Genomic DNA, 24396 nt, shown 5'->3' on the forward strand with positions numbered 1-24396 from the left:
ATGTATGGAGTTTTATTGACAATACACATTCTGGTCGCAGTTTTTTTAATCATCTCGATTCTGCTTCAGGCGGGAAAAGGTTCCGATCTCGGGGCGGTATTCGGAGGGAGCGGTTCACAGGCACTTTTTGGAACTGCCGGGCCAATGGATTTTATCAAGAAGGCCACCATAGTTCTTGTGGTTCTTTTTATGGTGAACTCACTGCTTCTTGGCTATGTTGTTAAAGCAAAGCCTTCTACAAGCGTTATGACCTCATCTCCAAAACCAAAAGCTGCACAGACTGTACCGGCTCCTGCAGGGAAGCCGGCTGTTCCTGCTGCTACTGCATCACCCGCTCAGCAGGCAAAGCCAGCACAGCCAGCATCACCTCAGCAGTCACCATCTCCTTCAAAATAACAACCTGATAAAATATCACAAGGTTTGGTCTTAATGACCAAACCTTGTGATTGAATTTGATACTAGTTTTTATCTCTTCCCTGAAATCAGCTGTCTTGTGCAAGCCTGATCCAGACTTTGTGATATCTGGCAAGTCTTTCAACTGAATTGTTGTTAATAATTTTCATTCGCTTCATGTCCATAAGGTAGTCTACATGTAGCTGGAGCCATCCCAGCAATGCGTGCAGAGTTTATCTTTGGGCAATCCAATTGCATCAACCAGATCGTCAAGACGCTGATATTTTAAGGTAGTCAGCTTGAGTCTCTTTCTAATGCATTCAACCATTTCCGCATATTTCTCTGAATCCGCATCAGCATATTGATCAAGGCAGTCGCATTTTTCGGGATCGATTCCAAGTTCTTTCATTGCAGTTCTGCTGGCTAGATCAAGAGAGGAACGCGAACGAGAGAAATTCAGAAATTCACAGGGATAGACAAGAGGCGGACAGGCAACACGCATATGAATCTCGGACGCGCCGCAGCTGTAAAGTATCTGGACATTGTCTTTAAGCTGTGTGCCCCTCACGATCGAATCATCGCAGAATACAAGCCGTTTGCCTTCAATAAGCGCCCTGTTTGGAATAAGCTTCATCCTGGCCACCAGATCTCGCATTTCCTGATTTTGGGGCATAAAGCTCCTGGGCCAGGTGGGTGTGTATTTTACATAAGGTCTCATGTATGCGATATGGCGTTCGTTTGCATAGCCTATTGCATGGCCGATTCCCGAATCGGGTATTCCCGAAACGATGTCAGCCGGCATGCTGTCATTTCGCCCCAGCGCATTCCCGCAACGGTAACGTACATATTCCACGTTGATGCCTTCATAATTGGAAGTCGGATAACCATAATAAACCCATAAAAACGAGCAGACCTGCATCTTTTCGCCCGGTACTTTTATTTGCTCAATGCCGTCCGGAGTTATAAGCACGATCTCGCCGGGGCCGAGGCAGTATTCCTCAATATAGCCAAGGTTGAGAAAGGCGCTGGATTCAGAACTGACGGCATAGGCGCCATCTTTTCTGCCAACTATAATCGGGGTGCGCCCAAGTTTATCACGCGAGGCATAGATACCATGTTCAGTAAGCAGAAGAATTGAGCATGAACCTTTAACCATCTCCTGCGCATAGGCAAGTCCCTCCGCATATGAGCCTTGCTCGCATATGGTTACGGCTATAAGCTCGGTCGGGTTTATGTCATCGCCTGATGTTTCGGTGAAATAGTTTTTGTGTTTGAAAGCCAGTTCGGAGAGTTCCGTCGTATTGTTAATCTTCGATACCGTCACAATACCGAACCTTCCCAGATGAGAATTCAGCACCAGAGGCTGGGCATCAGTATCGCTTATGACACCGATTCCCATGTTACCCTCAAATTCTGACAAGTCCGGTTCGAACTTGTTTCTGAAATAGGCATTTTCGATGTTGTGGATGGATCTTTTGAATGAGCGGCCTTTCAGGACTGCCATGCCGCCCCTCATTGTTCCAAGATGAGAATGATAATCGGTTCCATAGAACAATTCTTTAACGCAATCGTCTTTTGAAGCAACTCCGAAGAATCCGCCCATGTTTCCTCCATGTGTATATTTGATTACAGGTATAAAAGACGAGATATTTATGTCAGAGAAAAGAGGTCAGTACAAGTGATAAGTCTTTATCGGTGATTTGAATTAAATGACGGCGGATATCTTTTTAAGGCATCCTATATGATTTGCGATGCTGTATTTCACCGTGCATGACTTGATTCTGTCTGAAAGCGAACCGTACAGTGATTGCCAGAAAGGCTATTATTCCTATCGCTGTGAATATCATCTTTTTGCCCTCCTTTCCGTAATAGCCTCCTGAATGAAGCCTTTGAAACCCAGAATTATACCGACTATAAGGAAAAGGAAAGTGAAGTTGGGTGTCAGACCGGTTACCTTGTCAATGTACATTCCCAGATAAAGCCCGAGAAAAGTCACAACAACCAGTACCAGACCGTGCGCGCTGATTCTTGTTATCTTCTGCATCAGTTCCCTTGGGATCTTTTCTTTTTTATTCTTTTTCATGACACCCTCTTAATCCATATTGTCCTTTAGAAGAGAAATGCGATAAGCTGTCTTGCAGGGGCTGTGTTTACAGCAATCAGCATGATGATAAGCGCATATACTGCTGCAGCTTCCGCCGGCTTGAGTCCGAGAACCTTGTATGTGAACCTGATTCCGATCCCCGTCATGAATAAGCATCCGATTACTATCCAAAGTGTAAGCATCTTGAATCTCCTTTCTTTTGTTTGATTGATCATTATGCAGCAACGATCGTGCCAGATTTCGGGTGCCCATAACATACTGTTATTACAGGGATAATAATAGGAGTAAAAAACGTTTGATGCCACAATGACAAAATATCTGGTACTCTTGCTTTGAGTATGTGACAATTTGTCAATCGGCCTGAGCATGCTTTCATTCTGTCATGACATGGTGTCAAGAATGTGAATCTTTAAAAGATTGACTTTAATGAAGCCGTACAGCAAATGCATATAAAATAATTAATTATAAGCCGTCGGGAGGTGCTTTTTGACAAACTGGTATTCATTAAAGACACCATCGGTGCTTGATGAGCTGAAAACTACAATAAACGGCCTGTCCACGGATGATGCTGCAAGGCGTCTTCAAGAAGACGGTCCGAATGAACTTAAAGAACAGGGGACAAAAAGTCCCTTTGTCATACTTTGGGAACAGTTCACGGCGTTCATGGTTCTGATTCTTATTGCAGCTGCTATCATTTCCTTTTTCCTTGGAGAGCATGTTGATGCGATAGCCATAATGGTTATCGTCATCGTGAACGGGATACTGGGTTTTCAGCAGGAATTTAAGGCGGAAAAAGCCATGGCCGCCCTGAAAAGAATGTCTGTTCCCACTATCAAAGTCAAACGCGAAGGAAATGTGATAGAGATTCCATCTATTGAGATCGTTCACGGGGATATTGTTCTTCTGGAGGCGGGCAATCTCATTCCAGCCGACGGCAGGCTGATCGAATCAGCCAATCTGCGAGTACAAGAGGCTGCGCTTACTGGAGAAAGCGAGCCAGTTGAAAAGCACGAAGACATTGTTGAAGGCGATAATATCCCTCTGGGTGACAGAAAAAACATGGCATATATGGGCACGGTGGTAACATACGGCCGGGGCCAGATGGTTGTGACAGCCACCGGCATGTCAACGGAGCTGGGCAATATTGCATCGATGTTGCAGAAGGTAGGCGGTGAACAGACTCCTCTTCAGAAAAGACTGGACCAAATCGGCAAGAAACTTGCGCTTCTGGCCGCCATCCTTGTATGTATAATTTTTATTGAAGGGCTGATTACCGAGGGCAGAGGTGCAATAAAGGAGCTGTTCCTGACCGCGGTCAGCATGGCTGTCGCGGCGGTTCCGGAAGGGCTTCCCGCCGTGGTCACGATAGCCCTTGCTCTAGGGGCGCAGCGCATGCTCAGGCGAAGGGCTCTCATCCGTAAACTGCCGGCTGTTGAAACGCTTGGCTCGGTGACTGTCATATGTTCCGACAAAACTGGAACCCTTACTGAAAATGTCATGACTGTAACCATGCTGGATGTAGCCGGGCACACTCTTGACTTTACAGAACACCTGAAGAAAACAGGCCCTATTCTTGATTTCGATGATCCGGATATACCAATGGAAAAAGTGCATAACATGGCGCTTCTTCTAGCAGGTGGGACGTTGTGCAATGATGCGGAACTGAGGATTGATAAATCTACTGGCAATATAAGCGCAATCGGCGACCCTACAGAAGGTGCAATTGTCGTTGCCGCGATGAAGGCCGGGCTTTCAAAGACCGAGATGGAGAAAGACATGCAGAGGGTTCTTGAACTGCCGTTTGATTCGGAACGCAAATGCATGACAACTGTACATGCTGCATCAAAAGATACCATCATGGATGAGCTAAGAAACTGGCATGCGAATGCAGGGGCGCCTTCATTTGTCGCATTCACGAAAGGAGCAGTTGACCAGCTTCTCGGCGGAACCACATCAGTATTGAACGATGGGGTTGTTGAGCCGGCCGATGCCAAAATCAGAGAAAGCATTCTGGCGGCAAACAATAATATGGCGGGTAAAGGCATGAGGGTTCTGGGTGTTGCCTACAGAACATTTGATGCAAAACCTGCTCCGGATCAGCTTGAAAAAGACCTGGTTTTCGTGGGTATGATCGGGATGATCGACCCGCCGAGGCAGGAGGTTAAGGAATCTGTTCATACCTGCAAGACCGCGGGAATAAGGCCTGTGATGATAACAGGCGACCATCCTCTGACAGCGGCTCATATTGCCAGGGAACTGGGAATCTATGATGGCGGCAGGATTATTACGGGCCGGGAACTTGCAGGCATGTCGATTGAGGATCTGGAAAACGTTGTCGAGGATGTCTCGGTCTATGCAAGGGTATCTCCTGAACACAAGCTTAATATAGTAAAGGCGCTTCAGGACAAGGGTCATATAGTGGCCATGACCGGCGATGGGGTAAACGATGCACCTGCGCTCAAAAAGGCGGATATCGGGGTGGCGATGGGCATTACCGGGACCGATGTCTCTAAAGAGGCCTCGGACATGGTGCTGCTGGATGATAATTTCGCCACGATCGTGGCCGCAGCCGAAGAAGGCCGTGCCATTTATGATAATATAAGAAAATTTTTCAAATATCTTATGGCAACCAATTCCGGTGAGCTGATGGTAATGATTTCCGCACCTTTTTTTGGAATGCCGCTCCCGCTGCTTCCTCTGCAGATACTCTGGATGAATCTGGTAACCGATGGTTTGCCTGCACTTGCACTGGGTGTCGAACCTGCTGATTCCGATATCATGAAGCGGCCGCCTTATCCATCGAATGAGAGCATTTTTGCGCGTGGCATCGGCTTTCATATATTATGGGTAGGCGTATTAATGGCGATAATATGCGTGGGAATGGGCTATTGGGGATTCAGCACAAACAATCCTGAATGGCAGACAATGGTCTTTACTACCCTGACCCTTACACAGATGGCGCATGTCTTGGCGATCCGGTCTGAAAGGAAATCGCTGTTTACGATAGGGCTCATGTCAAACAAGCCTCTGCTTGCAGCAGTGATGGCTACGATTCTTCTACAGCTTGTTCTTATATATGTGCCTTTCCTTCAGAATATATTCAAGACGGTTGCCCTGGGGCCGGTTGATCTGCTGGTAAGCCTGTTGCTGAGTACTGTAATCTTTTTTGCCGTCGAATTTGAGAAGTGGCTGTTCAGGCTGAGAGATGCCAGAAAAACTGGTATAAAATAGCCATGAATATCGATAAATCAAGGCAGACTGTTTATAACACAATTGATGAAGCCGGAAATAACCTTCAAATGCCTGAATATATATCCGGAATTGAAGGCCTTATTGCCGACCCTAAAGCATCAGCCCGGGATTTATGCGAGATTATCGACAGTAGCCCCGATTTGTCCGGTGTCATAATTAATGCGGCTAATTCTCCTTTTTACAATCTTTCGAAAAGGGCAGCCAGTACTATTCAGGCGGTTCAGGCCATCGGATTTAAAGAGGTAATGGCTGTTGCAAGATGTCATGCCGTATATGAGATGTTCGCATCGGACAGGTCAAGTCTTTCTGAAAAGGTTATTGCCCACGGAAGTGCGGTGGGAACGGCCGCTGTCCTTATTTCCATGCATCTGAAAATGAAGCTGAGTGCTGAAATATTTCTTGCAGGACTTGTTCACGATATCGGCAAGGTGTTCATGTCATTATTCATGACTGACACTTTTGAAAAGTTCATCCGGGAGCTGAACGATCCGGAGAATCTTCTGGGATACCATAGGCTTGAAGCCATTATCTTTGAAGTAACGCATTCGGAAACCGGCGCAGCGGTTCTAGAAAGGGCAGGTTTCGATGTTAACACCATAAATGCGGTTTTATATCATCATAAAAGTCCTGAGAAGGGGCAGGCCCCTTTGCTGGCCTCCATAATCCATATCGCCGATATTATCTGCAATATAAAAGGTCTTACGCCGTTCAAGGGGCTCACTTTTCCTATGGCAGAACAGGAATTGCTTTTGCCTGTTCAGGATGTGAAAAAGGATTTTGGTGCAAAGGACATGGTGTATCTGGCCGACAGGATGGATATAGAGGTCGAGAGGTTGAGGCCGTTTTATGCGGCGTTAAGATGAAAGGAGAAGGACTCTATGATCAGAAACAATATATTGAGTCTGTTTGTTCTCTGCCTTGCTTTTCTTATTACATGGCATACTGATGCTTATTGCGGGCAGGTCAGCCGGGAGCCGAACAAACCTCGGACAATAGAAGGTAAACCGGGTTTCAGCCTGAGCAGCCTCTCTTTCGGGAATTCACAGACAATTCCGGAAAAGTACTCATATAACATGAAGCCACAGTGTTCGGGAGATAACTATTCGCCGACCCTTGTCTGGAAAGGTGTGCCTGCCGGGACTAAGAGCCTTGCCATTATTATGCATGACCCTGACGGAGGCGACTGGACGCACTGGGTTCAGTTCAATATCCCGCCCGGTGTAATGAGACTTGATGAGGCGAAGGGCGGTCCTGATGCAGGGCTTAAAGGTGCAAACAGCTTTGGAGGCATTGGATATGCCGGTCCCTGCCCGCCTTCCGACGGCAGAACCCACAGGTATATCTTAACGCTTTATGCCCTTGATTCGGAAATTAATCTGCAAACAGGGGTCAGCAGGGAATATCTTCAAAAGGCCATGTCAGGCCATATCCTAGGCAAGGCTTTACTTACGGGACTGAAAAAGAGGGATTAAAAGTATGACCCGCAGACTTTTCTAACTTGCAACCCCGAGAAGCATTTTAAGGATAGTATATCCGTCTTCCATGAACAGGCCTGATGCCAGCGCGTCTTTCTCTGTAAACCTTTTAGGCGCAGACATGTTCTTTCTGCTGTCGTAGAGGAGAAACGGCACAGGCTCAGGCGTATGGGTTTTCTTTGCTATAGGGGTCGGGTGGTCCGGCATGAAAAGAAGTCTGTAAGGTTCTTTCATTGCGTTGAGGCCATCAAGGACAATCGGCATTACCCTTGAATCGATATCTTCAATCGCCTTTATCTTCTCCTTCAGATATCCGCCGTGGCCGGCCTCATCAGGTGCTTCGATATGGACATATACAAAATCATGTCTGGTCAAGGCATCTATCGCGGCATTAGCCTTTGCCTCATAGTCGGTATCTATCCATCCGGTTGCCCCGGGGACATTTACCACCTCCATGCCTCTGAGTTTTCCGAGCCCCTTCAGCAGGTCAACTGCCGATATCATGGCCCCGTTTATTCCGAATTCATCCATAAGAGTGGGGCACCTCATGCCTTTTCCCTCACCCCATGGCCATAGCGCGCTTGCCTCTCGCTTGCTTTTTGCCCTGCGAGCACGATTTACAGGGTGGTCTTTGAGGGCTGATATCGACTCGTCAATGATGTTTTTTAAAAGCTTGTCATTGGGCAGATAAGGCATGACAGCCTTTCCTGTGATGTCATGAGGAGGGGTTGCCTTCAAGCCGCTGTTGTTAAATCCGTTTATAACCATCAGGTGCCTGTATTCAACGCCGCGGTAAACACTGACCCCGGAATGTTTTGTGATTACCGGCCTCAGATAGTCGATCAGAACGCCTGCCTCTTCGGTAGAGATATGGCCAGCGGAATAGTCTTCCATGACAGGACCGTCTTCACCCTTGCCAAGGGTCACGAAATTTATCCTGAATGCGGTGTCGTCCTCCGCAAGTGTTACCCCTATGCTTACCGCTTCGATCGGAGCCCTCCCGGTATAATAGAGTGTGGGATCAAGACCAAGAACTGCCATGTTTGCGATGTCACTGCCCGGAGGAAATCCCGGCTTTACCGTTCTCGCCATGCCGAGCGTCGATTTTGATGCAAGCTTGTCTATATTCGGAGTGGACGCCGCCTCAAGAGGTGTTTTCCCGCCGAGCGAGTCTATGGGATAGTCGGCCATTCCATCGCCAAGTATAACAATATATTTCACATCCGCCTCCGTTAAAGCATTTTCTTCATTTCTTCTTGATGGAATTGTCTTCGACCCTTAAGACAATGGGTTTTCCACCGACTTCCTTGATAAGGGAAAGCGTTTTTATAGCCTCCATCATGTCTGCTTCCCTGGCCTCGTGTGTCATCATGACCACCTGCACGAATTTGTCTTCAGGCGCCGGCTTCTGTATGACGGAGAGAATGCTTATGTCTTTTTCTCCGAGTATCCCTGCAATTTTAGCAAGCACGCCGGGTTTGTCCGCCACTTTTATTCTCAGATAGTAGTTTGTGCTTATCTCCTCGATAGGCATGAAGCTCTTTTTCAGACTCTGGTCTTTTCTGTATCCGAGATGGGGAATTCTGCCTGCAACACCTGCCTGTATGTTCCTGGCGATGTCGGCAATATCGCTCATTACTGCAGAAGCGGTGGGCATCATACCCGCTCCCCTGCCGTAGAAAAGGGTCGTGTCGACGATGTCGCCCTTGACATAGAATGCATTGAATACGCCGTCAACGCGGGCAAGCTGATATGAAAAGGGAATCAATACGGGATGGACACGGGCCTCTACTCTGGCGCCTCTGTCTATGGCTATGCCGAGTAGCTTCACCTTGTATCCGAGTTCTTTGGCATAGGTTATGTCAATGCTGTCCAGCTTGGAGATGCCTTCCACATACATGCCTTTTAGATCGGGTGCGGTCCCGTAGGCAAGGCTGCACAGGATTGCAAGCTTGTGTGCGGCATCGTGACCTTCGATGTCCAGCGTAGGGTCAGCCTCGGCATAGCCGAGTTTCTGGGCAGTTTTCAGGACATCATTGAAGCATACGCCCTTTTCGGTCATCTCCGTCAGTATGTAGTTGCAGGTTCCGTTCATTATACCGTGTATGAATATATAGTTATTGGCGATCAGGGCTTCCCTCAAGGTTTTGATTATTGGGATGCCGCCGCCGACTGCCGCCTCGAAATAAAGGTCTCTGCCGCAGGATTGCGCAGTATCGAACAGGGATTTTCCCTTTGCCGCGAGCAGGGCCTTATTGGCCGTCACAACGTGTTTCCCAGCCTTGAGCGCGTTCGTTATGAACGTCTTTGCAGGTTCAATTCCCCCGATCAGCTCAACCACGATATCAATCTCCGGATCATTGATGATCTCGTTTGCATCTGTTGTAAGGATTGCTTCAGGAAGTATAATTTCCCTTTCCCTGGCGATGTCTATGTCGGCCACCTTTTTGAGCGTCAAAGGAAAGCCGAGCCTTTCCTCCAAAAGACCCATATTCTGGATGAGGGTCTTTGCAACGCCCGCGCCGATTGTTCCGAATCCGATAATCCCAATCTTGATCTCTCTCATCATACATTATACCCCAGAGCTTTTCTTATGCCTCTTACCGCCTGTCTGATCCTGTGCTCGTTTTCAACCAGAGCAAACCTTACATGATCATCTCCGTATCTTCCGAAACCGATCCCAGGCGAAACTGCCACCTCACCATATTCGAGCAGCTGCTTTGAAAATTCAAGAGAGCCCATCTTTCTGAATTCTTCAGGAATCTGAGCCCAGACAAACATCGTACCCTTTGGTTTCGGAATTTCCCAGCCTGATTTTGCAAGCCCGTCACACAGGACATCCCTCCTGCTCTGATACCTGACATTTATTTCATTTACACAGGACTGGTCTTCGTTAAGGGCGATGATGGATGCGATCTGAATAGGCTGGAACACGCCATAGTCAAGATAACTCTTTATCCTTCCCAGGGCATACACAGCCTCCTTGTTGCCCACTGCGAAACCCACGCGCCAACCCGCCATGCTGTAGCTTTTTGAAAGCGAGAAGAATTCAACCGCGATATCCTTGGCGCCCGGCACCTGGAGGATGCTGGGTGCGACATAGCCGTCAAAGCACAGGTCAGCATAGGCAAAGTCATGGATGATGAATATGTCATGTTCCTTTGCAAACTCGACCACCTTGGTGAAGAAGTCGAGATCGACCACAGCGGTGGTGGGATTATGAGGAAATGAAAGTATCATGAGTTTCGGCTGCGGCCATGTGAGTTTGGTTGCGGTGAGCAGGTCGGCGAAAAAATCCCTGTCCCTTAGCAGAGGGATGCCTCTTACATTTCCGCCGGCAAGAACCGTTGCGTAAGTGTGTATAGGGTAAGTCGGGTTGGGTACGAACACGACGTCTCCTGAAGTGATCATGGAGAATATCATGTGCGCGAAGCCTTCCTTGACCCCCATGGTGGTTATAGCCTCGGTGTCAGGGTCTATGTCCACATCGAATCGGCGTTTATACCAGTTGGAGATGGCTGACCTCAGTTTGTATATTCCCTTTGATGCTGAATATCTGTGATTCCTGGGATTGCGGGAAGCCTCCACCATCTTCTCTATGATATGTTCAGGTGTTGGGATGTCCGGGTTTCCCATTCCCATGTCTATAATATCCCTGCCGTCGCGCCTTGCCTTCATCTTGAGCACGTCGACTTCAGCGAAAACATATGGTGGAAGCCTGTCAATCCTTACAAACTGCATCCTTTCTCCTCTGGTTTTGTACCCTGATCTCTTTAAGTATGTCCCCTGCCCTGTAAGAGCTTCTGACAAAGGGGCCTGCGACAACATAACTTATGCCAATGCCTTTTGCAAGCATGGCCCAAGTCTCGAACGCTTCAGGTTCCCAGTATTTAGAGACCGGCACTTGATTTCTAGTGGGTCTCAAATACTGTCCGATTGTCAGAATATCCACTCCTGCCTCTTTTACCGAGCGGATCAAATCCTCTATTTCAGCACTACTCTCCCCCAGTCCTACCATGAAACCTGTCTTGACTAGGACACCGCCATGCCTTCCTGCGGCATCAAGAACAGCCAGACTTGTATCGAGGTCTGCCCCTGGCTTTATTTCACTGAAGAGGGTACTTACGGTTTCAACATTATGCCCGAACACGTCCGGTTTTGCCTCAAGTACGATATCGAGAAGACTGGTATCACCGGAAAAATCAGGGGTAAGAACTTCAACTGAGATCCCGGGCATTTTTTTGTTCACTTCACTGATGCATGCGGCAAAATGGCCGGCGCCTTTATCGGCCAGGTCATCTCTGGTTACCGATGTTATTACAACATGCTTGAGACCAAGTTCCAGTGCGGCTTCTGAAAGAAGAGCAGGTTCATCCGGATCTGGTGCTTCTGGTCTGCCGCTACTCACTGAGCAGAAGCGGCAGTTCCTGGTGCAGATGTCTCCCAGAATGAGAAAAGTCGCGTCTTTTTTTGAAAAGCATTCGGAAATATTGGGACAGCGGGCTTCCTCGCAAACCGTTGACAGGCCGCCTTTTCTCAGCCTGAGCTTGACGTCTCTGAGGCTAGAGGGTTCCCTGTGGTTTCTGAGCCATGCCGGAAGCCTCTCCATCGGCTGTGGTCCTTTCTTTCTCAGCTCTGGCTTTCTCTGTCTTGAAAAAGGCCTCTTTTTCCCTGAGGTTTTTTTCAAGCAGTTCGACCTCTCTTGCGGTATTTTTCTCTCTTGTTTTGAGTTCGGATCCTGAGAGGATATTGTATATGAAAGCTACCAGCGTACCTGTTATGAACGAAACAAAGAGTATAAGGTACAGTGGAAATTCTTTTGATGTGAGCGAAAAGAAGTGAAGGCTTGCCCCCTGCTGATTTGAAACCCCGAAAAGTATGCCGGCTACAATTATTGCGATAACGATGGCTACCTTAATATATATCAAGAGAGGGCTCCTTTGATTTTGGCAAGTGTCTTCTCAATATGTTCGGATACTATATGCACTTCCGAGAGTACTGGCATGAAGTTCGTATCCCCGTTCCATCTGGGTACGATATGCACGTGGATATGATCTGCTATCCCGGCACCGGCAGCTGCACCCATATTTATTCCTATGTTAAAACCCTCGGGCCGCATGGATTTTTTTATTGCAGCCGTAAGCTCTTTTACAAGCCTGAACATGTCGGCGCCTTCCTTGTCATCGAGGTCATTAATGTCACCTGTATGCCTGGCAGGTGCTACCATGCAGTGGCCGGCGTTATAGGGGAAGCGGTTCATAATGGCAAATGATGAAGAGTTTTTTTTGATAAGCAGGTTGTGACCCTCTTTCAGTGCGTTGCAGAAAAGGCAGCCCTCATGCTTCGGTGCCAGGATATATTCTCCCCTGCAAGGTGCCCAGATATTATTCATAATTTTATTATCTCTCCCCTGATATTTCCCGTGTCGACTTCGATTATACCGGCTGAACCCTCTTTTGTAAATCTTGAGTCGGTCGGGGAGCCGGGGTTGAAAAAGAATATACCCGCTTCGAAGGCGGAAAAAGGCTGATGTGTGTGGCCATAAACGATTGCATCGATATCTGAAAATTCACCCCTGATGCGCTTTCTGATGCCGTCAGGTGAACCCCATCCGTGGATCATTCCTATCCTCATGCCTTCAACCTCGATGACCTTTTTAACAGGATACCTGCTTTTAACCTCTAAGGGGTCCATATTGCCAGATACCGCATGAACCGGTTTGCCGGTCGCGTAAAGAGCGTCCAGTACTCCAGGCCATACCATATCACCTGTATGAATGAACATATCGACTGACTGAAAATGCTTTTCTATTATTTCATCGATGATTTGTTCGGGCCTGATGATATGGGTATCCGAAATAGCGCCTATTCTGATCATTACCCAGGATAGCCATACACTGAGGGATATTTCAAGAGAAAGCCCTGAATTTTTTAAAGCATCACATCCTGACCGATATGGATTGATCTGTTTACAAACCTGTCAAGTGCATATAATGGGGTGAAGGAAATGTCATATATCTATCTCCACGAAAAACTTAAGAAAGCTTTCGGCATGATTGAGGATGAATCCCTCTGTGATGATCTGTCCATAACAATCAGGAAAAAGGATTTTGTCTCAGCATATGCAAAGCTGCTTCCAGGGGCACCTTCTTATTTCTGTAAGATGCATGGTGAGGAGTTTGATGAGGAACAGTCCGTGCAGGACATTACCGTCAACCACCCTGCAATAGCTATCGATGATTATAATATCAGCAGCAACATCAGCTTTCCTTACTATATAATGAGGAATGCGGATTCAGAAGACTCAAAAGGCGTCATCTTTCTCTTTCACGGGCTGAATGAAAAGAACTGGGACAAATACCTGCCATGGTCGTATGAGATGGTAAAGAAGACCCGCAAGGCCGTAATCATGTTTCCCATTGCATTTCATATGGAACGGGCACAGAGCGCCTGGTCGGATTTCCGTCTGATGAGAAAGGTCGCGACAGAAAGATCATTAAAGCCTGACAATGCTCAGAGCTCCTTTGTGAACGCCGCCATCAGCGAAAGGCTTCAGGCCAATCCCGAAAGGATCTTCTGGTCGGGTTTTCAGACATATATGGACTTTTCTGATCTTTTGCGCATGATAAGAAAAGGTCTGGTAGAGGGTATCTCTGGTAATGCAGGGATCGACTTTTTCAGCTATTCCATAGGTTCAATACTGACCCTGATCCTTCTGATGGCAGATGCAGGTTCAGACCTTGACGAATCACGGCTGTTCATATTCTGCGGGGGGGCTACGCTCGACAGGATGTATCCCATATCAAGATACATCATGGATATGAAGGCCTGCATAGCCGTGCAGAATTTTTACGAGGAGCAGCTCAATAATAACTTTGCAGGAAAGAAAAGGCTCGGACACTATTTAAGCGGACTGCATTTCGAGCAGAGCTATTTCAAGGCCATGCTGACTTACAGGCATTTCAGGGAATTGCGTGAAAACAGGCTGAAAGAGATTTCTGAACGCATACGTGCCATAACTCTGGTTAAGGATGAGATCGTCCCGCCTCATGAAGTACTGAATACGCTCAAGGGCGGTTTCAGGGATATAAATACAAAAGTGGACGTGCTCGATTTTGAATTTCCATACAACCACGCGACGCCTTTCCCTTTAACCGAGAAGTATAAGGACCTTGTCAACGAGGCGTACAGGCAGGTAATGGACGAGGCCAGCTCTTTCCTGGCCTAGAAGACCTTTTCATACTTGAAAGACTCAACTGCCGTCTTGTCCGATCAGTGACTTTCCGAGTCTTCTCTGCTTGATCTTTGATACCCCGTCGGCGATCCTTATAATTTTACCGAAATCATCGATCATGATTGAAAGCTGTTTGCTCCCATCGTTGGAGTCTGAAATTATCCTGCCTGCGAGTTCCTGAAATTCTGCGGCCATTGTCCGAGAAACAAGTATGACTGGCAGAAGTTTGCTTTTAATATTTTCATTAAGCTCAGCAGCTGTCTTTTCAGCGATGAAGGCTGCAGTCCCGCTTATTGCCTTCATCCTGCCGAGCATGAGCAGGTCTTCGTCATTGATTCCTGTATGTCGCAGTATTTTTACGATACCGTCCATGATAAAACCCATGGCCCCGGCAAGAGGTCCCATCATCATGATATCCTCGACCTCTCTGAATGGAAGGACGATTTCCTCATACGCCTTACCTTCTTTGCCGATGAGATTTTTTTCAGGCACGGTGCAGGAATCAATTTTTAATGTTCCATGGGGCGAAGGTCTGAGAAAGGGCAGATCCATGTCTGCTACTTTCAGTCCTTCGGATGATTCAGGCACAATCAACGCGCTGAATTCTTTACGGCCTTCCTTCTCATCCGTGACTGCTATGACGACAAGTATGTCCGCAATGGGCGCATTGGTTATAAAGGCCTTTTCACCGGTGATGACATAGCCGTCCCGTGTCAATTCAGCCCGGGTTTTCATGTGCTTCGGATGGGCCCCTGTTTTGGGTTCGCTCATGGCGAGGCTGACGGTTTTGCCGCCGGCAAGCATGGCCTTCTGTTTATCGGTGCCCAGCCTCTCGAATACGAAACGGCAGGCAAGCTGATGAAGCATCCAGGACAGCGCAATTCCGATATTGCCACCGTGCTTTACCAGTGCTTCGCCGGCCGAACTTATTTCAGAATAGCTCATGAAAGGTTCAAGAAGGCCCTCCGAGCGCATCATCTCCCAGATATCACTGGGAAAAGGCCCTTCGCACAGGTTTCGTCCCGCTATATGTTCACTGGCAAATCGCCTCATCTTTTCATTGCAGGGGGTTTTCAACTGTCTTCTCTCCTTTTCAAGCTAAAGAGCTTATCAGCTCGACAGCTATAATACCAGTTCCTCCACGAACTCCATCAATTCGTTCAATGTTCTAACCTGCCTCAGCTCATTGCAATAGGGTTCATATGTACTCATCTCGCTGTCACCTGTATTCCATACGTAGTGCGGCTCCGGGTTGAGCCATATAACGCGGCGCGCCCTTTCCCTCATCTCTTCGAAGATATCGTCCCTGGGGTTCTGGTAATTCGTCCTTGCATCTCCCATGACGATAAGAGTCGTCTTCTTGTCGAGTGTATCCATGTGCTTGTCCTTGAACTCGATAAGGGTCCTGCCGTAGTCGGTGGGCTGATTGAATTCAAGCGGGGATTCCTTGAGGACAAGGTCTATGGCGTGATTTATCTCATGCTCCTTGAGTGTTTTCGTCACGTCTGCTAGTCCTGCTACAAATATGAAGCTCTTTACATCAGCGAAGCATTCCTGAAGTGAATAAAGGACATTCAGCATGAATCGGGCGGAAGCCCAGACCGAACTGGACACATCGCACAATGTTACGATGCGAGCCTTTCTTTTCGGCTTGTGGCGCATTCGGATCTCAATCGGAACCCCGTGATATTTCTGGGCGGCCCTCAATGTTTTCTTCACGTCGATTACGCCTGAGGACGTCGATGCCCATCTCCTGGTCACGATGTCCTTGAGCTTTCTCACAAGGTGGTCGATAGTTTCCCTTACCTCCTGGATCTCCTTTTCAGTCAGGCTTCCGAAAGGTTTTGAGCCGGCACCCTTCTTTTCGTCATGGGCCTTCAGCTTCTTAAGTCCGTCCGCAACGGGCCCCTGATCTTCGACCATGAGCCTGTATGCGCGCTCGATGCGCGAGTTTATGAGGTCGGCATACTCGTCCTGGCCACGCTGATACGCGCTGTTCAGGGCAAGGTCACGAACCCTGTTGAGCATCAGCAGTATCTCCAGGCGGTTGGCGAGAGGACCGAAATTGAACCTCATGAATGACGGGGGTTCATTCTCCTTCATTCTCTTGAGAACTTCCAGATAGGGAAGGGGATTGCCGGATACGAAATCGACTATGGTCTTTTCCTTTTCCCCTGCATCTTCCTTGAGATGCGAGAGCACATCACGCATTTCATCAAAAGGATTGGACTTGTCGGATTCGTCGGGGAGTCCGTGAAAAAAGAGATCATAGAGCCTGTCGAATTTTCTCGAATCACGGTGAGTCTTGACGAAGTTGCATTTAAGGGTGGTCCTGAACATTTCCTCGTCGAGATAATCTATGATCTCCAGATGCCTCGAACAGTCCAGCGCCTCGGCGGTGGAAACCTTGAGTTCGCCGGCCTTAAGACATGAAATGAAATCGAGCAGGAGGTTCAGCAAGAGTCACCAGCCATTGGTTGTCTTACAACAAGAAGAAAATATTCACCACGAAGGACACGAAGATCATGAATTATTACAAGTTTTAGCCAGGTTAAAACTTGTAATCTGTATTGTAACTTATAGAACATATCGCTTAATGCCTTCTCTTAAAACTCTGACATTAAAGTTTATCAGCAAACCCTTACTTATATTTGACAGCTTCATATATGTTAATAATTGTGCTTCATGAATTCCAATCAAACGTTCAACACTTTTGATTTCAAGAATAAGTTCATGTTCTATTAAAATATCAGCCCTATATCCACAATCAAGCTTGATGTCTTTATAAACAACTGGAAAAGGATATTGTAACTTAAACTCAATACCATTTATTTGTAACTCATAGGCAAGGCATTGTTCATAAGTTGTTTCAAGCAACCCGGGTCCCAAATTCTTATGAACCTCTATCGCACACCCGATAACTTTGTTTGACAGCTTATCAAATTTCATTCTTTCTTCGTGACCTTCGTGCTCTTCGTGGTCAATAATTAACTTTTGCCATATTAACTTATTTTTTTACTAATCCATTACTTTAAAATTTTTGTGATGTTTTCATTCACTTTGTCCGCGTCGGTCTTGTACTTTATGAGCGCGCCAAGCGTGTCGGCCACGAGGTCTGCGGAAAGGTCTTCCACCTGAAGCGCGATGAGAGCCCTTGCCCAGTCGAGGGTTTCCGATATGCACGGCCGTTTTCTCAGCTCAAGTTTACGGATCTCCCTTACGGCATCGATCATACTGTTAAGCAGCCTTTCCTCGATGCCCGGTATACGGGTCTTAACAATGAGCTTCTCGATCTCGCGGTCGGGGTAGTCTATCCAGATATGCAGGCAGCGCCTTTTGAGTGCATCACTCATGTCCCGGTAATTATTCGATGTCAGTACGACAAACGGGATATTTTTGGCCTTTCTTGTCCCTATTTCCGGTATGGTTACCTGAAAATCGCTTAAAAGCTCGAGCAGGAAGGCCTCGAACTCGGGGTCGCTCTTGTCCACCTCGTCTATGAGCAGGACGGTGGGCTCCTCCGAGCTTATCGCTTTTAAGAGCGGCCTCGAACAGATGAAGCGCTCTGAGAAAAATGCGTCTTCTTCGCCTGCGATCCTGTCAACCGCTTCGGATAATGTTTTTGCGCCCTCGATGACCTCGCCTATCTTTTCCTTTACCATCTGAGTATACAGCAGCTGCTTTGCATATTCCCATTCATACAGGGCCTTCGCCTCATCGAGTCCCTCATAGCACTGGAGCCTTATGAGTTCGCGGCCGAGACAAAGGGCGACAGACTTTGCAAGTTCGGTCTTTCCGACGCCTGCCGGCCCCTCGACGAGCATGGGTTTGTTGGTTGCCTGGGCCAGATAGACCACCGTCGATATCCGCCTTGAAGGGATGTATCCAACCGACTCCAGTTCGCTGCTGACGTTTTCCACAGATGAAAATGACATGGCTTTTCTCCTAAGGGAATTACTGAAAAAGGGCTTATCAAGTATGCTTAAGTATGGCAAGAGATAAAAAACACCGCAGGAGAAGTCAATATGCCGCTTGAAATGAGCAGAAGAAACAGCTGTGCAATGCAGTCCGAGATCAGGAACATGACCATTCAATGCAGCCGTATCGGGGGCATCAACCTCTCGCAGGGCCTTTCCGACCTCATGCCTCCGAAACCGGTGATTGAGGCAGTCAAGAAGGCCATGGACGACGGTTTCAATATATATTCCAGCTACTCGGGCCTTCCTCTTTTGAGAGCGGCCATTGCCGGGATGTACAGTAAACGCTACGGGATAGAAGCTGACCCGGATACCGGGATAGTGGTCACGGCTGGCGCAACCGGGGCATTTTTCTGCGCAGCCTATTCTCTTCTGAATCCGGGTGACGAGGTGATCGTATTCGAACCTTTCTACGGATACCATGTTAATACCCTGAAGGCACTCGATGTGGTGTCGGTTTTTGTGAGAATGCAGCCCCCGGACTGGAGATTTTCTTATGATGAACTGGATAGTGCGATTACGGATAAGACTAAGGGCATTCTCATAAACACGCCCGCCAACCCCACGGGAAAGGTGTTTTTGAGGGAAGAACTCGAGATGGTATCCGGTATTGCCGCAAAATACGACCTGTTCGTATTCACAGACGAGATATACGAGCACTTTCTTTATGAAGGGTTCAACCACGTTCCTCCCATCACTTTGCCCGGGATGAGGGAGCGAACGGTTATGATCGGCGGTGCGTCGAAAATGTTCAGCGTAACGGGCTGGCGTATAGGCTGGTGCCTCTGCGACGAATCATGGGCCCGGGCCATAGGCCTTTTCAACGATGTGGCCTATATATGTGCGCCTTCACCGTTCCAGGCGGGTGTTGCGGCGGGCATTACAGGTTTCGGCGAAGACTACTACACAGGGCTCAGGAATAAATTCGCAAAAAAGCGCTCGATGCTGTGCGAAGCCCTGTCAGCCTCTGGCATAAATCCGTATCCGCCTCAGGGTGCTTACTATGTCTTTGCGGATATAGGATCCCTTCCCGGTGCGACCAGCAGGGAAAGGGCCATGTATCTCCTGGAAAAGACAGGAGTGGCATGCGTTCCCGGCAGCGCATTCTACCACGATGACAGCGGTGAAAACCTTGCCCGCTTCTGCTTTGCCAAGGAAGACGATGTCCTTGAGGACGCATGCAACAGACTGGAACTCTTGAAGAAGGACCGGCATGAATGAGATTTCAGACAAAAAAAAGCCCCTTCCTTTGCGGAAGGGGCGAATAAAATGAGGAGTCTTTTATAGGGGTTTTGAGTTTTGGGCTTATGTGTTTGTCTCTGTCATGTTTTACTTTTCAGTCATGGGGCATTTGCCTGGTTTGAAACATCCTTTTTTGCCGCCCATGCATCTGCCCGGGAAGTCTTTGCTCCATGCTTTCATCTTTTCAATAAGCTGCTTCTGCTGTTTGGCATCCAGCGTGTTATAAAACTGGGTGAAATAGTCGACCATCTTGACGCCCGGATTCACATCTGCCGAGAGCTTTTGCCTTATGTCCGCTGCTACGGCATTTAGATCAGGGCTGGCCTTGGCCAGTTCCTTGTCAACTTCGGCATGCATTGCCTGCATGCGTTCCCTGTGGGCGGTCATGTCCTTTTCTATGCTGGCTTTGATACCGTCGAGGGTTGTTTTTTGGGCGGGTGTAAGGTTGAGGTCTTTCAGCTCTTTATCGATTATTGCAGTGAAATTGCCCTTTCCTCCGCACCCTGGACCAAAGCCCTGCCTGCAGCCTGCAAACGTCAGAAACGATACCGCTATCAGTATGCTCAAAGCGATGAACAATGTCCTTTTCATCAGTCGTCTCCTTTTCTCTTTGTTGGGAACTGTTTAAACCCGATATGTAAAGGACGTATGTCGGGATTGTAAAAAATTGTAAACATATGCAAAGACCGGTAAATTTTCTTGCATGACAAATGAAAGCGTAGCAAAAAGCATGGGTAGATATGGAAAAGAAAGTCCTTATTATAGATGATGACGTAAAGCTCCGGGATCTTTTAAGGGAATATCTCGAAGGGTTCGGCTTTAATGTAAACTGGCTTCCTGACGGGAGCAGGGCCCTGGATACAATCAGAGATTTCTCGCCGGATATCGTAATACTCGATATTATGATGCCGGGTGATGACGGGATTGAGGTGCTCAGGAAGATTCGTACGAAATTTACCGTGCCGGTTGTAATGCTTACAGCCCGGGGTGAGGATTCTGACAGGATAATCGGGCTTGAACTGGGTGCGGATGATTATCTGCCGAAACCCTTCAATCCCAGGGAACTTCTGGCAAGGATAAAGGCTGTGCTAAGGCGCACTGAAAGCGATAATACTGCTGAAACTTCAGATATCCTGAGGGCCGGAGGCCTTACCCTTGACAGACAGAGACAGAAGATAATATTTGAAGGGGACGAATCGGAACTGTCCACGACTGAATTCAAGATAATGGAGGCGTTCATTCAAAGGCCGGGCTCCGTGCTTTCCAGGGATGAACTGATGAACCTGGCGCGTGGAAGGGATTTCATGGCTTTTGATAGGAGCATTGACGTTCACGTGAGCAGATTAAGGGCCAAACTGGAAGAGTTGACAGGCAGCAGGGACTGGATAAAGACACACTGGGGTTCAGGATACCTCTTTACAAAGGTGCTATGAAAACCGGAAAGCTGTATCTTAAATTTTTCCTGACGTTTGTTGCCATCCTTTTAGTCACTGAAATGCTGATATTCTCTTTTTTCCATTTCATTATCAGCCGCAACATGGATGAACGTATAGCCAACATAAACCGCTATACACTTACAAACCTCATAGAAGGCCGTTTCATGAGATCGCCCGGGATTCCTGTTGAAGATAATCCTGAACTCAGGAGACTGTTCTTTGAGCTAGGCAGAGTTTATAACGCGAAACTCTGGATCACGCATGGCGGCCGTGTAATATGCAGTTCCTCCGATGTCCCGTTCAGCCGTCCCGGCAGTATTTACGGCATTCGCTATATGATCAGAGACCAACAGGGTTCTTCTCTGAAGCTGCTCTTTTCGACACCCATCAATCTGCCTAACGGCAGTGTAGGAGTTCTTCACATGTCGATGAAACAGCCGCACAGAAGGCCTCATGACATCACATTCGCCATCGGTCTTTCGGCAATAGGCGCGATAATCGCTATAATGCTGTTTCCACTCTACAGGTTTATTGCAAAACCCCTTTCTGAACTGAAAGCTGCTGCAATAGGTATTGCGGGAGGAAATCTCTCGGCACGTGTAAATGTTGATAGCAGCGACGAGATAGGAGATCTGGCCAACGCATTTAATAAAATGGCAGACAATGTGGAGCGCATGGTAAAATCCACCCGCGAGCTCACTGCAAACATCTCGCATGAACTGCGCTCGCCACTTGCGCGCATTCTGGTTGCAGAAGAACTGCTTGAGGAAAAACTGGGACAGGCCGAAAACGTTAAGTACTATCTGGAAAGCATCAGGGAAGAGACCGCCGAGATAGACAGGATGATAGGAGATATCTTAAGGCTGAGCAAACTAGACATGAATGCCGCAAGCGCACAGAAGGAATATTTTGATATTGCGGAAGTATTGAGAGATCTCCTCGGACGCTGGAATGCATCGGCCGAACATTCCGGCATAGAGCTTGATTCCGATATTCCCGAAACTCCTGTGATGATTCATGCAATCAGGGACGACATAGGCCGCGCTCTTGACAACCTGATTGCAAATGCAATCAAGTTCTCGGACAAGAAAGAGCCTGTTTCGGTAAGGCTCGAATTGGATATTGACAGTATCCAGATAAGGATAAGGAACACATGCGGCAAACTTTCTGAAGATGATCTTAACAAAATATTTATCCCTTTTTACAGGGTTCCCGGCAGCACACAGCAGGGAACCGGGCTTGGTCTTACCATAGCCCGGAAAATTGCCGAAAACAACGGCGGGAGCCTCAATGCCTTATCATGGGAATCCGGCATCGAAATGCTGTTATCAATTCCGGTTTCCGATAAGGTTTGAACCGGCCAAGACCACTAAAATTACAATCCGCTGTTAACTGACTTATTTTTTTTATATAATTCTCAAAATGGATATCTCAGAAAAATCTATTATCTACGTTCCGGACGGTATCGAGCCTGGGGTTGCCCTTGCCCGTACAACCCATATGGCGATAGTTGCGCATCAGGACGATGCCGAAATAATTGCGCATGACATAATATCGCAATGCTTTGACAATCCTTTCAAGTGGTTTACCTGTGTAATCGTTTCAGATGGCGCAGGCAGTTCCAGAAAGGGTAAATATTCAGGAATATCACCTGCAGAGCTTGTAGACATACGGAACAAAGAACAGAAAGAGGCGGCCAGGGTTGGGGACTACGGGGCCCTTGTCTTGATGGGTCATCCGAGCAGCAAAGTTAAAGGGCCAGGCTATTCGGGTGTAACGGATGAATTGACGAATATTCTGAAATGGGCAAAGCCGGATTACATTTATACACACAATCCATTTGACATGCATGATACGCATGTTGCTGTCATGCTGAGGACAATTGATGCACTAAGACAACTTTCTGATGAATACGTACCGGAAGAGATCTATGGCTGCGAAGTATGGAGGAGCCTGGACTGGCTGCTGCCGGAAGACCGCATACCGATTGATGTTTCGCTCAGGCCGGAGCTTGCCAGGAATCTTCTGGGCATATTCGAATCTCAGATCGGTTCTGGCAAGCGGTATGATCTTGCCGTGCTGGGCAGAAGGCTTGCAAATGCGACTTTTGACAATGCAGTAAAACCTGATTCAACCGAAGCCCTTACATATGCAATTGACCTGAAACCTCTCATAGACAATCCCGGCCTTGATGTCGTCGTATTTGTGAGAAGGTTCATCGACAGGTTCAAAGATGACGTCATTAACCGTATAGAAAAGCTCGGGGGCGCCTGATGAAAAAGGATGCCCCGGCTTTTAACGTGATCAAGGAAATGTTTGAGGCATCCGTGACCATAAGGAATTTTGATCCGGAAGCCGTCAAACCTTTTGCAAAGCTTGCCGAGAAATATGACGCGCTCTTTCTTACAGGCGAGGGCAGCAGCAGAATGTTTCCTGCAGGCCATGCGGTATGGCTTTCCATGAGATATGAAGGTCTGGCCAGGGTCTTTTCGGCAGGCTCGACTGAGGCCCTTTTTTATGACCTCAAAGATTTCGCCGTATTTGCAGCGACAAATTCAGGCAGGACAAAAGAGACAGTAAGGCTTCTGAAAATGCTCGGGTCAGTTGGGCACAAAGGGCTTTTTGCAATCACAAATTCCCGTGGTACTCCTGTCATTGATGCAGCGTGCATGTCATATATGCTTTCCTGCGGTATGGAAAAGGCAATACCTGCCACAAAGAGTCTTATAGAGCAGGCTTTGTTTTACCATGCCCTGCTTTTTGAAATGGCCGGGGTTTCTCTGGACGGTCTCGAGGAAACTGCAAGCGCTTTTGATGAAACACTTTCGCGTGACATATCTCCTGAAATTGTCAAACTGACGGCCGGGGCTTCTTTTATATATTTTGCCGGGTGGAGTAATGGGGTTGCCGAGGAACTTTCCCTGAAGGCAGGCGAGATTCTGCGTAAAAAGACCAGGTACCTTAACGGCTCTCTGCTGCTGCACGGGATTGAAGAAATAATGGACAAGGGTGAACTCGTCGTTCTTATTGACCCGTTCGAAGAGGAAGAGGTCGTAATCAAAGAAAGGCTTGAAGAAAATATCGGTGTAAATGTCATTGCAATCTCGGATAGAGAGACCATTTTCCCGACCATACCGGTTTCTTTAGCGCCGGGTTTTGAGTGTTATGTTCAAATGGCCGCAGCCTGGAATCTGCTGATTGAAGCGAGTCTGATGCTGGGGCTTGATATCGATCATCCGGCGAGGGTTAAGAAGGTCGGCAATGTTTTCTGATTCCCGCATATG

General features: G+C 47.7%; 25 protein-coding genes. 10 read left to right on the plus strand and 15 right to left on the minus strand.

From position 1 onward, the window contains the following. Positions 1–15 precede the first annotated feature (15 nt). Positions 16–396, plus strand: a complete 381-nt coding sequence (gene secG, locus VIS94_04145; protein HEY9160261.1) for a preprotein translocase subunit SecG — start codon at positions 16–18, stop codon at positions 394–396. Positions 397–586: 190 nt separating this feature from the next. On the opposite strand, the gene VIS94_04150 is transcribed toward secG, so the two are convergent. From VIS94_04150 to VIS94_04160, 3 genes are all read right to left on the minus strand, one after another. Further along, entirely contained in the window at positions 587–1996 is a 1410-nt protein-coding gene (locus tag VIS94_04150) for an amidophosphoribosyltransferase (protein ID HEY9160262.1), read from the minus strand. 240 nt (positions 1997–2236) lie between these two features. Then, complete coding sequence (locus VIS94_04155; GenBank protein ID HEY9160263.1) at positions 2237–2476, minus strand: AtpZ/AtpI family protein; 240 nt, start codon at positions 2474–2476, stop codon at positions 2237–2239. Between the two features lie 26 nt (positions 2477–2502). After that, entirely contained in the window at positions 2503–2679 is a 177-nt protein-coding gene (locus tag VIS94_04160) for a hypothetical protein (protein ID HEY9160264.1), read from the minus strand. Positions 2680–2983: 304 nt separating this feature from the next. Between VIS94_04160 and VIS94_04165 the strand changes: the two genes are divergently transcribed. The 3 genes from VIS94_04165 (at position 2984) to VIS94_04175 (ending at position 7221) form a co-directional block, all read left to right on the plus strand. Next, entirely contained in the window at positions 2984–5728 is a 2745-nt protein-coding gene (locus VIS94_04165) for a cation-translocating P-type ATPase (protein HEY9160265.1), read from the plus strand. A gap of 68 nt (positions 5729–5796) precedes the next feature. Then, entirely contained in the window at positions 5797–6612 is an 816-nt protein-coding gene (locus VIS94_04170) for an HDOD domain-containing protein (protein HEY9160266.1), read from the plus strand. A gap of 15 nt (positions 6613–6627) precedes the next feature. Then, positions 6628–7221, plus strand: coding sequence for a YbhB/YbcL family Raf kinase inhibitor-like protein (locus tag VIS94_04175; GenBank protein HEY9160267.1), 594 nt, complete (start codon positions 6628–6630; stop codon positions 7219–7221). A gap of 21 nt (positions 7222–7242) precedes the next feature. Here VIS94_04175 and VIS94_04180 read toward each other — a convergent pair whose 3' ends face one another. Genes VIS94_04180 through VIS94_04210 form a run of 7 tightly spaced genes read right to left on the minus strand, consistent with a single transcriptional unit; the run spans position 7243 to position 13101 of the window. Next, positions 7243–8445, minus strand: coding sequence for a cofactor-independent phosphoglycerate mutase (locus tag VIS94_04180; GenBank protein ID HEY9160268.1), 1203 nt, complete (start codon positions 8443–8445; stop codon positions 7243–7245). A gap of 25 nt (positions 8446–8470) precedes the next feature. Continuing rightward, on the minus strand, positions 8471–9793 hold the full coding sequence (locus tag VIS94_04185) for a homoserine dehydrogenase (protein ID HEY9160269.1): 1323 nt from the start codon (positions 9791–9793) through the stop codon (positions 8471–8473). After that, complete coding sequence (locus VIS94_04190) at positions 9790–10965, minus strand: aminotransferase class I/II-fold pyridoxal phosphate-dependent enzyme (protein HEY9160270.1); 1176 nt, start codon at positions 10963–10965, stop codon at positions 9790–9792. The genes VIS94_04185 and VIS94_04190 overlap by 4 nt, the downstream gene beginning before the upstream one ends. After that, the gene (gene lipA / locus VIS94_04195; protein ID HEY9160271.1) at positions 10946–11833 is read right to left on the minus strand and encodes a lipoyl synthase; all 888 of its coding nucleotides are present in this window, start codon (positions 11831–11833) and stop codon (positions 10946–10948) included. The genes VIS94_04190 and lipA overlap by 20 nt, the downstream gene beginning before the upstream one ends. Continuing rightward, the gene (locus VIS94_04200) at positions 11787–12152 is read right to left on the minus strand and encodes a LapA family protein (protein ID HEY9160272.1); all 366 of its coding nucleotides are present in this window, start codon (positions 12150–12152) and stop codon (positions 11787–11789) included. Before VIS94_04200 ends, lipA begins: the two co-directional genes overlap by 47 nt. After that, positions 12149–12616: an HIT domain-containing protein gene (locus VIS94_04205; GenBank protein HEY9160273.1), complete on the minus strand. Its 468-nt coding sequence runs from the start codon at positions 12614–12616 to the stop codon at positions 12149–12151. The genes VIS94_04200 and VIS94_04205 overlap by 4 nt, the downstream gene beginning before the upstream one ends. Further along, positions 12613–13101 carry a metallophosphoesterase family protein gene (locus VIS94_04210; GenBank protein HEY9160274.1) on the minus strand — a complete coding sequence of 163 codons (489 nt, stop codon included), beginning with the start codon at positions 13099–13101 and terminating at the stop codon, positions 12613–12615. The genes VIS94_04205 and VIS94_04210 overlap by 4 nt, the downstream gene beginning before the upstream one ends. A 129-nt stretch (positions 13102–13230) precedes the next feature. Between VIS94_04210 and VIS94_04215 the strand changes: the two genes are divergently transcribed. Further along, positions 13231–14451 carry a DUF6051 family protein gene (locus VIS94_04215; protein HEY9160275.1) on the plus strand — a complete coding sequence of 407 codons (1221 nt, stop codon included), beginning with the start codon at positions 13231–13233 and terminating at the stop codon, positions 14449–14451. A 24-nt stretch (positions 14452–14475) separates the two neighbouring features. Here VIS94_04215 and VIS94_04220 read toward each other — a convergent pair whose 3' ends face one another. The 4 genes from VIS94_04220 to VIS94_04235 form a co-directional block, all read right to left on the minus strand. After that, positions 14476–15534, minus strand: coding sequence for an acyl-CoA dehydrogenase (locus VIS94_04220; protein ID HEY9160276.1), 1059 nt, complete (start codon positions 15532–15534; stop codon positions 14476–14478). 45 nt (positions 15535–15579) lie between these two features. Beyond that, the gene (locus tag VIS94_04225) at positions 15580–16917 is read right to left on the minus strand and encodes a VWA domain-containing protein (protein ID HEY9160277.1); all 1338 of its coding nucleotides are present in this window, start codon (positions 16915–16917) and stop codon (positions 15580–15582) included. A 117-nt stretch (positions 16918–17034) separates the two neighbouring features. Further along, entirely contained in the window at positions 17035–17406 is a 372-nt protein-coding gene (locus VIS94_04230) for a GxxExxY protein (GenBank protein HEY9160278.1), read from the minus strand. Between the two features lie 77 nt (positions 17407–17483). Beyond that, the gene (locus tag VIS94_04235; protein ID HEY9160279.1) at positions 17484–18392 is read right to left on the minus strand and encodes a MoxR family ATPase; all 909 of its coding nucleotides are present in this window, start codon (positions 18390–18392) and stop codon (positions 17484–17486) included. A gap of 90 nt (positions 18393–18482) precedes the next feature. Between VIS94_04235 and VIS94_04240 the strand changes: the two genes are divergently transcribed. Next, positions 18483–19655 (plus strand): pyridoxal phosphate-dependent aminotransferase, encoded by a 1173-nt coding sequence (locus tag VIS94_04240; GenBank protein ID HEY9160280.1) that lies wholly within the window; start codon positions 18483–18485, stop codon positions 19653–19655. A gap of 108 nt (positions 19656–19763) precedes the next feature. Here the strand turns inward: VIS94_04240 and VIS94_04245 are convergent, their stop codons facing one another. Then, positions 19764–20267, minus strand: a complete 504-nt coding sequence (locus VIS94_04245; protein HEY9160281.1) for a Spy/CpxP family protein refolding chaperone — start codon at positions 20265–20267, stop codon at positions 19764–19766. A 149-nt stretch (positions 20268–20416) separates the two neighbouring features. On the opposite strand from VIS94_04245, the gene VIS94_04250 reads away from it, so the two are divergent. The 4 genes from VIS94_04250 (at position 20417) to VIS94_04265 (ending at position 24384) form a co-directional block, all read left to right on the plus strand. Further along, a complete protein-coding gene (locus VIS94_04250) occupies positions 20417–21109 on the plus strand; it encodes a response regulator transcription factor (protein ID HEY9160282.1) in 693 nt (230 codons plus the stop codon). Then, on the plus strand, positions 21106–22467 hold the full coding sequence (locus tag VIS94_04255; protein ID HEY9160283.1) for a HAMP domain-containing sensor histidine kinase: 1362 nt from the start codon (positions 21106–21108) through the stop codon (positions 22465–22467). The genes VIS94_04250 and VIS94_04255 overlap by 4 nt, the downstream gene beginning before the upstream one ends. A gap of 67 nt (positions 22468–22534) precedes the next feature. Further along, positions 22535–23386 (plus strand): PIG-L family deacetylase, encoded by an 852-nt coding sequence (locus VIS94_04260; protein HEY9160284.1) that lies wholly within the window; start codon positions 22535–22537, stop codon positions 23384–23386. Further along, complete coding sequence (locus VIS94_04265; GenBank protein ID HEY9160285.1) at positions 23386–24384, plus strand: sugar isomerase; 999 nt, start codon at positions 23386–23388, stop codon at positions 24382–24384. The genes VIS94_04260 and VIS94_04265 overlap by 1 nt, the downstream gene beginning before the upstream one ends. The last annotated feature ends 12 nt before the right edge of the window (positions 24385–24396 follow it).

This window comes from Desulfomonilia bacterium (assembly GCA_036567785.1).
In the GTDB taxonomy this organism is placed as follows: domain Bacteria; phylum Desulfobacterota; class Desulfomonilia; order UBA1062; family UBA1062; genus DATCTV01.